The 14,960-nt window shown below is 69.4% G+C and carries 11 protein-coding genes; 9 read left to right on the top strand and 2 right to left on the bottom strand.

What is annotated here, in order from left to right; genetic code table 11:
- Positions 1-63: 63 nt before the first annotated feature.
- A complete protein-coding gene (locus tag ACX9TP_RS43670) occupies positions 64-1,230 on the bottom strand; it encodes a PQQ-dependent sugar dehydrogenase (RefSeq protein ID WP_482976623.1) in 1,167 nt (388 codons plus the stop codon).
- A gap of 239 nt (positions 1,231-1,469) precedes the next feature.
- On the opposite strand from ACX9TP_RS43670, the gene ACX9TP_RS43665 reads away from it, so the two are divergent.
- The 6 genes from ACX9TP_RS43665 (at position 1,470) to ACX9TP_RS43640 (ending at position 7,589) form a co-directional block, all read left to right on the top strand.
- A complete protein-coding gene (locus ACX9TP_RS43665) occupies positions 1,470-1,598 on the top strand; it encodes a hypothetical protein (protein WP_482976622.1) in 129 nt (42 codons plus the stop codon).
- A 139-nt stretch (positions 1,599-1,737) separates the two neighbouring features.
- Positions 1,738-3,075: a hypothetical protein gene (locus ACX9TP_RS43660; protein WP_482976621.1), complete on the top strand. Its 1,338-nt coding sequence runs from the start codon at positions 1,738-1,740 to the stop codon at positions 3,073-3,075.
- Positions 3,065-4,606, top strand: coding sequence for a DUF2380 domain-containing protein (locus tag ACX9TP_RS43655; protein WP_482976620.1), 1,542 nt, complete (start codon positions 3,065-3,067; stop codon positions 4,604-4,606). Before ACX9TP_RS43660 ends, ACX9TP_RS43655 begins: the two co-directional genes overlap by 11 nt.
- Positions 4,603-5,073, top strand: coding sequence for an NUDIX hydrolase (locus tag ACX9TP_RS43650; RefSeq protein WP_482976619.1), 471 nt, complete (start codon positions 4,603-4,605; stop codon positions 5,071-5,073). Before ACX9TP_RS43655 ends, ACX9TP_RS43650 begins: the two co-directional genes overlap by 4 nt.
- Before the next feature lie 342 nt (positions 5,074-5,415).
- Positions 5,416-5,997, top strand: a complete 582-nt coding sequence (locus ACX9TP_RS43645; RefSeq protein WP_482976618.1) for a type 1 glutamine amidotransferase domain-containing protein — start codon at positions 5,416-5,418, stop codon at positions 5,995-5,997.
- Between the two features lie 191 nt (positions 5,998-6,188).
- Positions 6,189-7,589, top strand: coding sequence for a hypothetical protein (locus tag ACX9TP_RS43640; protein WP_482976617.1), 1,401 nt, complete (start codon positions 6,189-6,191; stop codon positions 7,587-7,589).
- Positions 7,590-7,601: 12 nt separating this feature from the next.
- On the opposite strand, the gene ACX9TP_RS43635 is transcribed toward ACX9TP_RS43640, so the two are convergent.
- A complete protein-coding gene (locus tag ACX9TP_RS43635; RefSeq protein ID WP_482976616.1) occupies positions 7,602-8,537 on the bottom strand; it encodes a DUF1684 domain-containing protein in 936 nt (311 codons plus the stop codon).
- A 186-nt stretch (positions 8,538-8,723) separates the two neighbouring features.
- Between ACX9TP_RS43635 and ACX9TP_RS43630 the strand changes: the two genes are divergently transcribed.
- Genes ACX9TP_RS43630 through ACX9TP_RS43620 form a run of 3 tightly spaced genes read left to right on the top strand, consistent with a single transcriptional unit; the run spans position 8,724 to position 14,863 of the window.
- On the top strand, positions 8,724-9,779 hold the full coding sequence (locus tag ACX9TP_RS43630) for an AAA family ATPase (RefSeq protein WP_482976615.1): 1,056 nt from the start codon (positions 8,724-8,726) through the stop codon (positions 9,777-9,779).
- On the top strand, positions 9,776-13,444 hold the full coding sequence (locus ACX9TP_RS43625) for a trypsin-like peptidase domain-containing protein (protein WP_482976614.1): 3,669 nt from the start codon (positions 9,776-9,778) through the stop codon (positions 13,442-13,444). Before ACX9TP_RS43630 ends, ACX9TP_RS43625 begins: the two co-directional genes overlap by 4 nt.
- Positions 13,445-13,471: 27 nt before the next feature.
- The gene (locus tag ACX9TP_RS43620) at positions 13,472-14,863 is read left to right on the top strand and encodes a trypsin-like peptidase domain-containing protein (protein WP_482976613.1); all 1,392 of its coding nucleotides are present in this window, start codon (positions 13,472-13,474) and stop codon (positions 14,861-14,863) included.
- Positions 14,864-14,960: the final 97 nt, after the last annotated feature.

Raw genomic sequence — 14,960 nt, 5'->3', positions numbered from 1 at the left:
AACCGCCGTTCCGGCGCACGGGGGATGTCGGAACCCCCCACCGTGCCGTCCTGTCAGAAACCTTCAGCGCTTCAGGCGCAGGATGAGGTCCTTGCGGGGGCCGCAGTCGCCGCGGCCGTCGCAGTTGCTGGTGGTGACGTACAGGTGCCCGTCCGGCCCCATGCTGACTTCACGCAGCCGGCCGTACGTGTCGCGCAGGTACACCTCGTGGCGGGCCACGCGGGCGGGGTTGTCCTGGGCGAACTCCACGCGGTGCAGATGGTTTGAGCCCAACGTACCGATGAGCAGCGAGCCCTTCCACTCGGCAATCGCGGTGCCGGTGTAGAGCGCGGCGCCGCCCGGAGGCAGGGCGTCCTCGAAGGTGAGCGACGGCGTCACCTGTCCCTGGCGCGTCTCGCACGCGTAGATGCCGGGCCAGCCCAGGTTGTCCCCGCGCCGGGCGAAGCTCACCTCGTCATGGCCCCGGCGCATCGTCTCGCCGCTGGGGCCGTGGTCGGTGACGTAGAGCGTGGCGGCGTCCTTCCAGGCCCAGCCCTGGAGGTTGCGGATGCCGGTGAGGAACGCGGGCGAGCTGGGGAACGGGTTGTCCTGGGGCACCTGGCCCTCGGGCGTCAGGCGCAGCAGCTTGCCGGCGGGGTCATTCACGTTCTGCGAGCGGTCCGGGTCGCGCGAGTCGCCCGTGCCCACGTAGAGCATGCCGTCCGGGCCGAAGTGGATGCGTCCGCCGTCATGGTAGGTGGCGGAGGCGATGCCGCCGAAGATGACCCGGTCGAAGGTGGCCGTGGCGTGGTCCTCGGAGAGCGTCCACCGCTCCACCCGGTTCTCGTCGCTGCCGCCGGCGTCGGTGGTGACGTACACGTAGAACTGGCGGTTGGAGGCGAAGTCCGGGTGCGCGGCGATGCCGAGCAGCCCGCCCTCGGCGGTGCGCGTCGTCCGGAGGGTGGCGACGGGGTTCGGCTGGAGGGCGCCGGCCTTGAGCAGGCGCACGCGGCCGGGGCGCTCGGTGACGAGCGCGTCGCCACCGGGGAGCCAGGCGATGCCCCAGGGCACCTCCAGTCCCTCCGCCACCACGTCCACGTCGAAGGGCACGGTGCCGTCGGCGCCCCAGCCGTCCTCCACCAGGATGCAGTCCTGCGGGGAGGCGGTGCCCTGGGCCTGGCTCTTCCGGCAGGCGGAGGCGAGGGAGGCGAGCACCACGAGGGAGGAGAGCAGCAGGCGGGAGGCGCGCATGGGGGATTGATGGCAGTCCGGGGACGGGGGCGCCAGCGTCACTTGAAGCCGGCGTCAGGAGCCTGACGGCCCCGTGCTCTAGCCGGGGAGGCATCGGTGCTGGAACCTTGGGCAAGGGAGCAAGCACCAGCCCCCGGTAGGGTGGGCCGACCACCCAGCGCGGGCCAGGACGCCCGGACGGTTTTCCAGGCCCTCTCGCTCGACTTTCTCCGTAGGCCGAGGCGCGGTGGAAGATGGCGATGGATGGCAGGGCCGACGCCAAGGACCTGCGCATCGCGGAGCTGGAAACGGCGAAGCGTGTGCCGCCGGTGCGCGTCGCCATGCAGACGAGACTCCGACGGGGCCGCGACCTGGCCCTCTTCTCGTGAAGCAGCAGCCGGTGGCCTGACGCCGACGGCAACCCTTCTCCCTCTCACTGCTGAGTCACCACCGGCCCGGCGCCGCCGAGCTGGACGTCAGACGTGTGTCGTTTCGTTCCCCGGCGGGCGGCATTCACAGGAGAGGTGTATGCGCGTGAAGCGAAGTTGGGCTGCTGCGTTGCTGCTGCTCTTGCCGGGCGCCGCTTGGACGCAGGAGAGCGACGAGCCTTCAGCCGAGCCAGACGCACGGCTCCCAACGCGTCAGTGGCACTCCCTGACGCGACTGGAGTCGACGACGTGGGCGTTGCTGCCTCAGGCGGGCGTAGGGCGTGACGAGGGGTTCGTGCAAATCGAGCCCACGCTCATCCTCGACGGAGGCCCGGAGCTTGGCGTCAACGTGGGGGCCCCGGTGCGGCTGAGGCTGTGGGGCGGCGCTGAGGGCGCGGGCCTCCTGCGGCGAGAGGACTGGGACACGCTCTCCGACTGGGGACAGCTCTTCCGTGGCCTGAAGTTCGGCTCGGACACCGCACCTCTGTCCGTGTGGTTCGGAGGGCTGGAGAACTACACCCTCCTGTCCGGCCATCTCGTCCGGCGCTACTCCAACCGGACGAACCCGGACTACCACCCGGCGGGAGGCTTCCTCCTCGGCACGCTGGGGCCCCTCTACATGGAAGCCTTCGCCTCGGATGTGCTGGGAGCGCGTCTCATGGGCGCGGAGCTCTCCCTGGACCTGGAGCATGTCTTCTTCGGCAAGCCTCGCGTCCCCGCCTGCTACACGCTGGCCCTGTCGGCGGTACATGACTGGGGGCGTGCCGGAGGACGTGCGCCATCGCTGACGCTTGCGCACCTCGACGCGATGGTCGCCTTCCTGGTGCGCCCGACGTACGAGGCATTCGTGTCCGCGGGTTTGGGAGGACGGCCCGGAGAAGGCGGCGCGTGGGGCGCGGTGGTGGGCTTTGGACTCGACGTGCTGACGTCCACGCTGGACATGAAGTTGCGGCTGGAGGGGCGTCGCCAGCACGGCGGCTTCCGGCAGGGCGTCTTCGGCCCCGAATATGAGCTGGCGCGCTTCCAGGCCGCGGGCGCGGACGGCATGCCGCTGGCGGATGCTCCCTTCCCGGACGGCCATTCCCTCTACGCCGAGGCGGACGTGGGTTGGGATGCCGTCAGCTACGGCGGGCGCCAGAAACACCTGAGCCTGTCGCTGGGAGTGGAGGCCTTCACCTGGGGCCGCCTCGACGTGGACGGGCGCGTCGCGGTGCAACTGTTCCGGCGCAACCTGGAGCTGGCCGCGAAGGGGCTGGGCGTGAGCCTGGGGAAGCCCGGGGCACGCTACCTGGGGGCAGCGGAAGTGAGGTGGCGATTCCTCGGTGGAAGGCTCTACGCCATGGGCACGGGCGGCACGCTCCTCTTCCCTGGTGCGGAAGGGACGCTGCGCCCGGCGGCCTTCGCCTCCGTGGGCCTGGGGGTGGACCATGCGCGCTGATGCCCTGGTGCTGAGCGTTGCGTTACTCACCACCGGATGCGCCTCGGTGTCGCTCGCACCGAGCCGAAGCGAGGAGCTGCGCTACATGCCGCGCGGTGCTTCGGGACCCGCGCTGACTCAACCGCCGCATGAGGAGCGCTCGAATCTCTGGGAGGCTTCGCCATCCTCCATCGCGGGAGATGCGCTCCAACGCAGGCTGACGCGTCGCAAAGCGACACAGGGCGGCGTGACGGAGGTGGCTTCGGGCGGAGTGGCGGGAGACGCTGCCGCGAGTGCCTCACAGGTACGGGACGCGGTGCTCGAAGCGGTAGTCGACGTGAAGGGCTCGATTGGCAGCGTCGCGAGCGCGCTCTCGAAGTTGGCCAGTAGCCCGCCCACGCGCCTGGGTAACCGAGGTCTGAGCGGCACCCATGGCGCCTTCACGCGCTACCTGGACCATGGCTCCAACCAACTGCCCTGGCTGCACAGCGCACTCGGTAGCACCAATGCGCTGGTAGCGGTTTCCGAGGAGGTTGGCGATCCGGGCATGGAGCTGGGCATCCTCCGGACGACGGGCCCTCGTCTCCAGTCGGCCATGTTCGGTTCCATGCTGCTCGCGGCGTGGCTCGACTTCCTCACCCTCGCCGACACCGTGCTCCGCGAGTGCTCCGCCTGCAGCGCCGAGCAACTCCTCATGGACCTGGAGCGCGTACAGAGGCGGATGGAGCCCACCCTGGCGGCGTTCTCCTTAGGAGACGCGAAGCAGGTGGAGGAAGCGGCCACTGCGATGCCCGAGTTGATGGGGCAACTCACCCGCGAGTTCGGTGCCATTCGCGACGGCGCACGCAGGGCCACCGAGCAGAACGGGAAGCTCATGGCGGCGGCGCAGGCGATGGAGATGCTCACCCTGGTTTCGACGCTGAAGATGTCGCTGCCTCGCCTGCCGCCCGCTGCTCCCGCGACGCTCGGCGTGGGCCTCATGATGGGCTCGGGTGGAGTGATGGCCGGCTCGCAGCTTGTCGTCTCCGCCGAGTGGGTGGAGCTGATTCGGCGGCTCGTGAAGGCGGGCGTTCTCTCCATTCCCGCCGCCAGCGCGGCCGTCCGCATTCACGGCGGGCAGGTGATGATGGCGCAGGCGAGCGGCGAGTTGCCGGAGGGCCTACGCGATGCGCTGGGCGACAGCCCTGAGGTGAGCGGCATGAAGGTGACGGGCAAAGCCGGGGCGGGCATGTCCGAGGCACCGAAGCATCACGTCCTGCCGGATGAGCACCGCACATGGTTCGAGGAGCGCGGGTTCAAGGGCGACATGGACATCGACACGTTCTGCGTTCGCTTGGAGCGGGCCCACCACGAGGCGATTCACGGAGGCGGCAACTGGCACCTGGGGCGTATGTGGCCCAACGAATGGAACCGGATGATCATGGATGCGCTACAGCAAGCCGAGCGCAGGGCTGGCCAGATGTTGACGCGAAACGAGATCCTCAACATCGTCGCATCTCGAATGAAGCGCTACGACATCCCGATGAAGTTCACTCAAGGGAGGAGGCGATGACCGACGGACGTTCCTGGCGGGGAGATTGGAAGGCACGCCTGTATGAGCGCGTCCGCGAACGCGGTTACGACTCGCTCACCGCATTTGCCGAGGCACGTCCTGCGGTCCCGCTGAACCAGCTCGCCGAGGAGCTTGGCAAGGACGACGTCGCTGGGGTGCAGGTGTTGGGCGGACTGCATGCTGAGGCAGAGCAGCGCAGGAAGGTCACACGTTTCGTGCGCGACGTGCTCGTGCGTGAGCTGTCGGAGGCCCTCCCAAATGGCTGGCCGGTCGTGCTGGACCGTGACGCCCGATTCGCGGTCGCCAAGGCGCTCGGCTGCTGGTACGCCGACACCCCTGATACTCACAAGGAGCGCGTCGACCGGGTTGGCGATGCGCTCTTCGCCAATCCGCCGCCCGCTGGCTGGCGCCCGCTCGGCCCCGACGACGAGCTCCTCCGGACGCTCTTGCCAGACGAAGAAGCCTGAGCGGCACCGGCAACCCCGCTCGCCGAAGAGCGGCGCTGCTCAGTGCCCCCATGGTAACCGTTCACCGGCTCGAGCAGCGCTCGCGGGCTGAAGCATTTCCGGAGTGGGCAAGAGCTGCCGCGGCAAGGGCCCGTGTCGGCTGTGCATCGCTGCCCCTGAATCGACTGGCTCGATGACGCCCCACGGCCCCGCGCTCGAAGCCCGGGGGGCCGGGGGGCGGGCAGGCGGGCGACCCTCCCGAGGCCGGCCCGCCCGTGGCCTCGTTGGTCCGCGCCGGGGCCGTGGGCACCTTGTGCGGACGGAGAAGCACCAACCACCACACACATTCCAGGGAGGCGACCCATGGCGCGCATCGCGTTCATCGTGGCCAATGACTTCGAGGACTCCGAGTTCCGCGTCCCCTATGAAGCCGTCAAGAAGGCGGGGCACGAGGCGGTCATCATCGGCGTGGAGGCGGGCAAGGAGCTCAAGGGCAAGAAGGGCAAGGAGACCCTCAAGGCCGAGAAGGCCGTGAAGCAGGTGTCCGCGAAGGACTTCGACGCGCTGGTGATTCCGGGCGGCTACTCGCCGGACCACCTGCGCATGGACATCGGCATGGTGGGCTTCGTGCGGGACTTCTTCCGCGCGGACAAGCCCATCGCGGCCGTGTGCCATGCGGGCTCGCTGCTGGTGGAGGCGGACGTCGTGGACGGGCGCACCGTCACCTCGTGGCCCTCCATCAAGACGGACCTGCTCAACGCGGGCGCGCGCTGGGTGGACCGCGAGGTGGTGGAGGACGGCGGCCTCATCACCTCCCGCAACCCCGGAGACCTGCCCGCCTTCAGCCAGGCGCTGCTGCGTCAGGTGTCCGGAGGCATCGCCCCGCGCCTGGAGTCGCCGCTCGCGCCCGAGGCCGTGTCGGACCAGCCGCCCACCGTGCACTGACGGACGGGGCGACTCTCCAGACATGAGACGGTGAGGCGCGCACGCGCGCTTCCGTTGTTGATGGACGTGGGGCCTGCCCCGGGGAACAGGGGGCCGGCCGTACGGGCCATGGACACCCATTCGCACTGCCGGCGCCCGGGCTCTTCCGGGCCGCCGGCTTTGTCGTTTCATGCGGGTGGGGAGGTAGCGGGATGCGGGCGAAGGCGTGGTGGGCGCTGGCGGTGGTGCTGGGCGGGTGTGGAGGGGCGCTGGAGCAGGACACGATTCCCCTGCATGCGGAGTCGCTGGGCACCGTGCGGCAGGCCGAGGTCTCCGGCGGCCCGGTGGCGTGGGTGCGCTTCGCCCGGGGCGAGGGACTGCAGCTCGGCTCGGCCGTCACGCAGGACCGGGACGGCCACGTGCTCACCACGGTGCTCTTCTCGGGAGGCGCGGACCTGGGGACGGGGCCGCTGGGCGTGGACGACCCGGAGGTGCCGGGCGTCGTGCTCGCGAAGCACGCTGTGGACGGGCGGCTGCTCTGGACGCGGGTGTTCCACGGGCGCAAGGGCGGGCTCTTGTCCGTGAATGCGCTGGGCACGGACCGGGAGCGGAACGTGCTGCTCGCGGGCTGGAGTGAAGCGGGCGCGGTGCTCAGCCCCGGTGAGCAAGCGGCGCCCGTGAGGGTGGAGGGTGCCTTCTTCATGAAGCTGGACCCCGCCGGGAGGACGCTCTGGACGAAGAGGCTGGCGGGGCATGGCGCCCTGCTGGCGAACGGGCTGGTGACGGACCGCGCGGGCAACGTGTTCATGTCCGGCTCGCTGTACGACGGGAGCCTGGACTTCGGCGGGCAGGTGCTGAGCGCCGTCGGGCTGCGGGCCTTCCTGGCGAAGTACGGGGCGGATGGGACGCTGAAGTGGCTGTACGCGGAAGGCGAGTCCTCGCAGGGCGGAGGCGTCGCGCTGGACGAGCAGGGTGATGCGTACTTCTGCGGCACGACGCCGGGGGAGTCCGCGGAGGACCCGAGCACGGGGACGCGGCCGGGGCTGCGGCGCCTGGGCTCGGAGACGGGGGCGGTGGTGTGGGCCCAGGTGCTGGAGGACGGGGACTGCTCGGGCATCGCGGTGCATGGCAACCGCGTGGTGATGACGGGGAGCTTCCTGGGGGCCTTCACGTTCGGTGGCAGGACGTATCGCGCGTCGGACACGCCGGGCGTGCTGGACGCGGATGCCTTCGTGGTGGCGTACACGCTGGCGGGTGAGGAGCGCTGGGCGCGCCACTTCGCGCGGGCGAGCACCGGCGTGGCGATGGACCTGGGGGACGGGGTGCTCGTCACCGGGCACTACGAGGGGGGTGACAGGGTGGGGAGCCGGGTGCTGCCGGGGTCGGCGGGCTCGCTGGACAACATCTTCGTGGCGAAGCTGGACCGCATCGACGGGGCGCTGCGGTGGGTGCGGGGCTTCCCCTCGACGGCGGCGCTGGCGCTGGACGTCTCCGTCACGCGCGAGGGCGAGGGCGTCCTCGTGGGCGCCTTCGGTGGGCCCACCGACTTCGGTGCGGGGCGGGTGGAGCCGGAGGGCGGCTATGACGCCTTCATCCTCCGGCTCGGGAAGTGAACCGACGCTCCCTCAGTGGTCCCCGTACCGCTTCTCACCCGCCTCCACGCGGGCGGCGAGCCGGTTGCCGCGCGGGGGCAGGGGGCACGTCGCGAAGCGGGTGAAGGCGCAGGGCGGGTTGTAGGCGCGGTTGAAGTCCAGCACCACGTGCCCGTCCTTCGGCGCGTCCGCGTAGAGGAAGCGGCCCGCGCCGTAGGTGGCGTCGCGGTTCGTCTCGTCCGCGAAGATGATGAAGAGCTTGTCGCCCTCCTCCACGGGCGTCAGCCGGTGCTCCTTGCCATTCACGGTGAAGACCAGCGTGCCCGGTACCTTCATCGCCTCCTCGGTGCCCAGCACGTTGGGCACCTGGATGGTGCGCGGCGTCTCCGAGGGCTCGAAGCGCGCGTCGATGCGCCACGCGGCACTCGCCGGGTACGTGGGGATGCCGTGGAACTGCTTGCGCGCGGGCGCCTCCTTGTCCTTCACGCGCACGCCCAGCTTGTCGCCACGCAGAATCACCTGGAGGCTCAGGCTGCCGAGCTTCAGCACGTCCGGAGCGCCCGTCTCGTCCGACTTGAGCGCGCCCCCGGTGAAGGGCTTCCCGCCGAGCGTGAACGAGACACCGGGCGCCGGCTGGAAGCTGGCGGTGTTCCCCTTGCGCGTGAAGGTGCCCAGCTTCGCGGGCGTGCCCTCCGGGAAGTCGAGGTCGCTCTCCGGCGCGGAGCCGGCGGTCTGCTCGCCCTCCTTCAGCCAGAACAGGCCCACCAGGGTGAGCCAGCCCTCCTCGGACTGGAGGCTCTTGAGGCGCCCCTCCTGCCAGGCGCGGGTGGACGCGGTGAGGTCGTCAGCGGCGGGCTTCGGGGAGGCGGTCATGGTCTTGTCGGCTGCGGGACGGGGCTGCGCGGGCGCGGCCTTCGTGGCCGGCGCGGCGTGGAGGGCGAGAGACAGGGCCAGGGCGAACGGCGTCATGTCGGGTGCCTCGGGAGGGGGAGCCTCACTGCGGCTCCGGTGGCCCCTGTCTAACAGGACGCCGGGCGCGGCGCAGGAGGTTGCGCGCGGGTGGGTCGCGCCACGCCCAGGCGGGTTTGCTGTTGCCACTCCGTTCTTTCCACTACAGTGCAAAGACTTTCTGACCGAGCACGAGTGGAGCGGGGGATGCGTCTCGAGGAACCGGAAGTCGATATCATTCTTGGAGGGCTGATCGCGGGTGCTCCCACCATCACAAACCTGCGGACGATTCTGTCCACGTATTGCCCGATGGCAATGATTGCCATGGTGCCCGAGGGGCCGTCGGTGTGGATGGATGCCCGGACGCTCGTGGTCTTCCTGGACCAGAAGCAGCCCAAGGTGCTCCTGCGCATTCTGCAAGACCTGGGTCGCACCAACGCGGACTTGAACGCCATCGCGCAGCGCTACGAGAAACAACTTGTCACGGCCCCTGCCGTGCAGATGCCCGAGCCATGGCAGGAACGTCTGCTCTGGCGGCGCAATGTCGTGCTGGACCGCGGACCGCTGCGTGACACCTTGAAGACGCTGTTGATGACCGACCGGCCGAACGTCCTGCTCGTCACGGGGCCTTCCCGCAGTGGCAAGACGCGAACGGCGGACCTGGTGCAGTACGTCGCCAGAGCCAAGAATCACCCGTATGTCTGTGTCCGCCAGACGAGCACCCTCGGTGTGGGGATGACCGTCGGGCAGATCCTCCTCCAGCTCGGCGCGGATGCGCCGGTGGCAGAGGACGTTGCCTCCCCCAACTCGCACTGGTTCCGGCAGCAGTGCAGCTACATCCTCCGGGCCGCGAAGGCGGCGATGCGGCAGCAGCAGGCCGAGCGTTGCTGGCTCGTGCTGGATGAAGTGGGCGCCGCGACGGAGCCCATCGTCGAGCTGTGCAATCACCTGATGCAGTTCGTGACGCCCACTGCCATGGGTATCCGGCTCGTGGTGCTCGGCTACCCGGATGCGACGGTACCGGCGGCCATCTCGGACGGCGCGGTCGAATGGGACCGGCTCCAGTACGGCATGGTCCGCGAGGCGGACATCCGTGACTACCTGCTCTGGATGCACCAGGATCTCGCGGGCAATCCCCTGACGAGCGAGGCCCTCGCGGAGCAACTCCAGTCGCTGCTCACGGGAGTCGACCAGCAGGGACAGGAATTCCTGTCCCGTGTCGGTCATTGGTTGGAGGAGCGCACGCGCGCGGCCCTGCGATGATTTCCAAACAGGCAGAGTACCTGAACAGGAAGAACCTCGCCGCGCTCCTCGCGGTGATGGACTCTGTGGCGCGCATCCGCATCGTCCAATCAGGGCGAGGAGCGGGACTCAGCTACTGGACCGGTGTCCTGCTCACTCCCACGCTCGCGCTGACGGCGGGCCACATACCGGAAGACCAGCGCGAGGTGACGCTGGACCTGTTCCCGGGGAGCGCACCGCCCGAGGCGATACATTCGTTCCGAGCCTGGCCCGAGGCGTTTGTCGGAGCGCCGGAGGCCCGGGAGAAGCTGGAGGAGATCAGCGATTCCTATCGGGACAGGGCCATGGTTCTCCTGCGGCTTGAGACTGCGGCGGAGGTGCGTCCCCCCCGGTTGGCAACGGCGAGTGCGGCGCGAAGTGCCCTTTCGGGCCGGGCCTTCGTCCTGTCGTGCCCCAGGGGGCGGCCGGAGGTGCTGCTGAGCCTGGGGGAAATCAAAGAGGTCAGCTCCAGCACCCTCTCCTACGATGCCAACACGGAGCCCGGCTCTAGCGGCGCTCCTGTGCTCAACGAACAGGGGGAGCTCATCGCGCTGCATTGGGCGGCCTTGGCGCGAGAGGGCATCAACATCGGCGTCTCGATTGATGTTCTGCTCCAGCAGCTCAGGCGTGCTCACCCCGGGCTCTGGAAGGAGGTGAGCGAGTACCACGGGCTCCAGACCGCCCAGGACGTCGAGGAGAAGGTCGCGAGGGTGAGGTCGGAGGAGCGAGAGGCCACCGACGCGCGCCAGTCCTACCGGCGTGCCGCTGCGGTCCTGTGGTCGTTCGAACCCCTTGTGCTCAGGCCCTTTCCCCCGACGATGCATGAACGCACGTCACGCTCGCTGCTCCTCGACGATGTCGACTCCGTCCGGCAGGAGGACGGCTCGTCAAGATGGGTGCTCAAGACCGCAGTGCGAAGCGAGGTACTGCGGGAGCTCGGTTCACGCGAGCAATTCCTCGAAGCGCGGCGGGCCAACGCGGATGTTCCTTCCAAAGGGCCTCAGGGGCTGCTCGACCGGATGCTGGAGAACCCCGCATCCATCAAGGTGGCGAAGCTGGGGACCCGGGAACTGGACTGGCTCCACACGCTCTCCGGGTGGTTCCAGCCCTTCATCACGGAGCTTCCCTCACCTGGACAGATCGAGCGGCTGCTGGCGGTGCGCAGGCTCCTGGACCCCTTCGAGGACCTGGGCGGCCGGTACTTCCGTGGGCGTGAGCGGGAGCTGCGACAGCTCCAGGAGCACCTCTTCGCGCCCCCTGGAGCACCCGCGGCGCTCGTCATCCATGGTCCGGGAGGCAGTGGCAAGTCCTCCCTCCTGGGGCGGTTCATCCTCGACGTGGCCGGACCCGGCAGGAAGCTTCCGGTTCCCTTCGCCTACCTCGACTTCGACCGCGCCATCCTCGAGTCGCGCAAGCCCGGCGGAATCTACACGGAGCTGATGCGCCAGCTCGCGCTCCAATCGCCGGGGCGCGCCCCGGCGGCCCCCAAGGCTTTCGGGGACCTCTCGTCCCCGGACGCGTTGCGCAAGGCCGCCGCACGGGTCGCCCGCGCCATCGACAGGGCCTGCCTGAAGGCGGGGGATACGCCCTTCCTCCTCGCCCTCGACTCCTTCGAGGAGGTGCAGTTCCGTACGGGAGAGGCGCACGGCACCGCGGCCCGGTGGCTCGATGCGCTGGTGGAGGCCAGCCCGCGCGTGCGTGTCTTCGTGCTCGGCCGCGCCCCGGCCGAGGGGCTCACTGTAGGGGGACAGCCCGCCGTTTCGCTCCACCTGGATCCGCTCGACGACAAGACGGCCCGGGCCATGCTCGAAGGCCTCGGGGTGGCGGATGAGAGGTGCGTCTCCCGACTCGTCGAGGCGGCGTCCGGCAACCCACTCACGCTTCGCGTGGGGGCGACGTTCCTCAAGCGCTATGGCGCCGAAGACTTGGAGAAGGCACTGGAGAAGCTGCCGTCGGAGCTCGTGCAGGCCGTGCTCTACGACCGCGTCCTGGAGCGCATCCACGTCAAGCAGGTCGCGGAGCTGGCGAAGCCGGGGCTCGTGCTCCGCCGTGTGACGCCCGGTCTGCTGCGCGAGGTGCTCGTCCCCATGGCCGGCCTCGAGCTGTCCGGGGAGACGCAGGTGCAACAGCTCTTCGAGCAGCTCCGGCAGGAGGTGTTCCTGGCCTACGTGGAGCGCGCCGATGTCCTCGTGCACCGGCCGGAGCTGCGGGTCATCACGCTCAGGCTCCTTGCCCACAACGCGCCAGACCTTGTGCGGGCGGTCGACGCGAAGGCCGCAGGTTATTACATGGAACAACCCGGTTTGGAGGCCCGCGCGGAGGAGCTGTACCACCGGCTGCGCCTCGACGCACCGGCCGAGGTTCTCGACGGGCTCGGTACTCCGGATGTCCTGGCTGCGCTGCGCCTCGACCCGGATGAGACCCTCCCGGATGGTGCCCGGCATTGGCTGGCGGGCCAGAGCCTGCTGGACGCGGCTCCGAGAGTCGCGTCGGTCCTCTCGGCGGAGGAGTCTCCTGTGCTGGGAATGCGGCGGGAGGTCTGGAGTTCCGTGGCGCTGAGGGGCCCCCCGGAGATGAAGTTGCTGGCCCTTTCGACCGAGGAGACACGGGCGCTCGCCGCGCTCCCTCCGGCGCAATGGAAGGTGGCCTCGGATTTCGCACATGAGGCCGCCATGCTTGCCATCGCACGCGGCGAGGCGGGTGAGGTCCTCCGAGCACGGTTGCTCCAGGCGGCGCTAAGCAAGCTCAGACAGGACCTGTCGGCCGAAGCCTCTCAGCTCAAGATGGCGGTCGACCTGCAGGTGCCTCTGGGCGAGCCCTTCGAAGCAGCACTCTTTGCCCGCTACTACGACGTGCGTTGGGGGCTCATGAGGGTTCCCGGAGAGCGGCCGCGCGCGGAACGTGTCCTTGACCGGCTCGATGAGAAGGTCTTGCGGCGCGACCTGGTTCTGGGCCGTTACATGGTCGCGGTCCTGCTGGGAGAGCAACCTCGGGCGTTCCTGAGCTGGCTCGAGCTACTCGGCCCGGGCATCGGGGAAGACGCGCGCGAGCGAGCTCAGGAGGCGGAGACGCTTGCCTCCGGGGACTGGGGCCTCAAACCCCTCCAGCTCGCGAGCCGCGTGCTGGGGGTGGATGTCTCGGGGCCATCCAGGGCGGCCTGGGAGGCCGTTCTTGAAGCGGTCCACCACCGCAGGGATGCGGGTGCGGTACTCGCCAAGCTCTTCATGTCCTCCGAGTTCGTGAATGCCATCGCGAACGTCTGGAAGGAGCGCGGTAGGGCGGTGCTCTATGAAGGCCTGTTCGGGGCTGTCAACTTCTGGCAAGCCGAGACGCTGGAGAAGGCCCAGGCCCTGCTCGGCGCCAGGCAGATCGAGGCGTTGGGCACAGCGCTGGATTCAATCGCCGCGACGCATCCGGAGCTCGCGGCGGAGCTCAAGCGAACCGGGCCCAGCCACATCCGTGTGAACCTGCCCGTGCTTCCCGGTGACAGGGGCCAGCTCCGAGCGGACCTCCAGTGCCTCGCGGCGCACTTCCCCCGGGCGCTCCGCGCATACCTCGAAGTGGCACTGTCCCTCACGAAGTCGGTGCTACCTGACATCGCCCCCACCTTCGAGCGTGCGCTCCGCACCTTGGGGCGCGGCGAATGATGCGATTCCATTGGAACGGAGGTCTCCATGGGCAAGCTCGATGAAGACGACATCACCGCGCTCTTCAATGCGGTCGTCGATTCGGGGAACTTCAACAACAGAGCCGCGCTCTTCGCGGGAGTCTTACCCCTCTACTGGATGCAGTTCCCGGCCGCGGGGAACGCCATTGCCCAGGTGCTGGTCGACCTGAACAGGCTCAACACCGATGCGCCGCTCAAGGATGGCAGCATTCCGTTCCGCACCTGGCTGCGCAACGGCCTGTCCCTGACGCAGGTCACCGTGGAAGGCGAGGTCTTCCAGCGCTGCCTGGTCAAGCTGGACCAGCGGCTCGCGGATGCGATGGGACCGGAGGCCGCCGGACTCGCGGGGGCGCTCGCTGCCCTCAAGGAAGGCGAGCTGCGCGCGCTGCTGAAGAACCGGCTCTCCGGTCATCAGGCCCAGCTCGGGGACAAGGCGAAGGATCCGCTGGGCGTCGTAACGGATGCGGCGGGAAGGGGCTGGCTGGCGCAGCTCCTGCTCGCGGCGCACGAGCAGTTCCTCGACGACAAGACGCTGGTGCGCCTGGCCGAGGTGCGCGGGCTGCTCCCGAAGCCGAGTGGAGTGAGCGCTGACCGGCTGCAGAAAATCGTCCGGGACAAGACGCCCTTCGTGGACGTGGAGGTGTGGCGGACGCGGCTCGCCGCCTGCGAGGGCGCCATCGCCCGGGTGGAGGTCCGGCGCAATGGCATGTGGCGGCCCGCCGGCACCGGATTCCTCGTGGGCCCGGACCTGCTGCTGACCAACCACCACGTCGTCCACGAGCTCGTGGGCCAGGAGGACGTCTCCGAGGACCTCCGCTTCCGCTTCGACTTCCGGCGGACCTCGGATGGCGCCACCCTCCGTGAGGGCAACTTCGTGAAGCCGGTGGGGACGAAGTGGCTGGTGACCTCGGCCCTGCCCAGCCCGCTGGACGAACTGCCCGACCCGGGTGACCAGGAGCCCGCCGAGGGCGAACTGGACTTCGCGCTCATCCGCCTCGCGTCCCCGGTGGGGAGGCTGCCCGTCGGCACGCTCGACGCCGCGGCGCCGGGCCGTCCTCGAGGGTGGCTGAAGCTGTCAGAAGACACCTCGCTGACCCTGCTGGGCCAGGGCCAGAGCGTCTTCATCCTCCAGCATCCGGACGGGGACGCCCTCCAGATTGCGTTCGGTGACTTCCTGCGCGTGGGTGCCCGGCGCGTGCGCTACGACGCCAACACCCTGCCGGGCTCGTCAGGCTCACCCTGCCTGGATGCGCGCCTGGACCTCGTTGCCCTCCATCATGGTGGGGACTCGAGTCATGGGGCGTTCAACAAGGCCGGGTACAACCAGGGCATCCCCATCCACCTCATCGCCACCGCGTGCAGGAAGGCAGGTGTGACCTTCGAGCCGCCGCCGGCCTGACGCCAGCGGACACTCGGAACCAGGTAGGGCCAGCGATGAACCTCCAACCCTGTGGAGCCGCACGGCGGTTCGCCGCGAGCTCCGCGTCCAGCACCAG

This window comes from Pyxidicoccus sp. M15, assembly GCF_056858435.1.
Note: the sequence above shows the minus strand (reverse complement) of the source record. Positions and strands in the feature narration are given on the sequence as shown.

Bases quoted from the DNA above. Each gene is read 5' to 3' on its own strand.
- ACX9TP_RS43670 (WP_482976623.1), bottom strand. From the start codon at position 1,230: ATGCGCGCCTCCCGCCTGCTGCTCTCCTCCCTCGTGGTGCTCGCCTCC.
- ACX9TP_RS43665 (WP_482976622.1), top strand. From the start codon at position 1,470: ATGGATGGCAGGGCCGACGCCAAGGACCTGCGCATCGCGGAGCTGGAA.
- ACX9TP_RS43660 (WP_482976621.1), top strand. From the start codon at position 1,738: ATGCGCGTGAAGCGAAGTTGGGCTGCTGCGTTGCTGCTGCTCTTGCCG.
- ACX9TP_RS43655 (WP_482976620.1), top strand. From the start codon at position 3,065: ATGCGCGCTGATGCCCTGGTGCTGAGCGTTGCGTTACTCACCACCGGA.
- ACX9TP_RS43650 (WP_482976619.1), top strand. From the start codon at position 4,603: ATGACCGACGGACGTTCCTGGCGGGGAGATTGGAAGGCACGCCTGTAT.
- ACX9TP_RS43645 (WP_482976618.1), top strand. From the start codon at position 5,416: ATGGCGCGCATCGCGTTCATCGTGGCCAATGACTTCGAGGACTCCGAG.
- ACX9TP_RS43640 (WP_482976617.1), top strand. From the start codon at position 6,189: ATGCGGGCGAAGGCGTGGTGGGCGCTGGCGGTGGTGCTGGGCGGGTGT.
- ACX9TP_RS43635 (WP_482976616.1), bottom strand. From the start codon at position 8,537: ATGACGCCGTTCGCCCTGGCCCTGTCTCTCGCCCTCCACGCCGCGCCG.
- ACX9TP_RS43630 (WP_482976615.1), top strand. From the start codon at position 8,724: ATGCGTCTCGAGGAACCGGAAGTCGATATCATTCTTGGAGGGCTGATC.
- ACX9TP_RS43625 (WP_482976614.1), top strand. From the start codon at position 9,776: ATGATTTCCAAACAGGCAGAGTACCTGAACAGGAAGAACCTCGCCGCG.
- ACX9TP_RS43620 (WP_482976613.1), top strand. From the start codon at position 13,472: ATGGGCAAGCTCGATGAAGACGACATCACCGCGCTCTTCAATGCGGTC.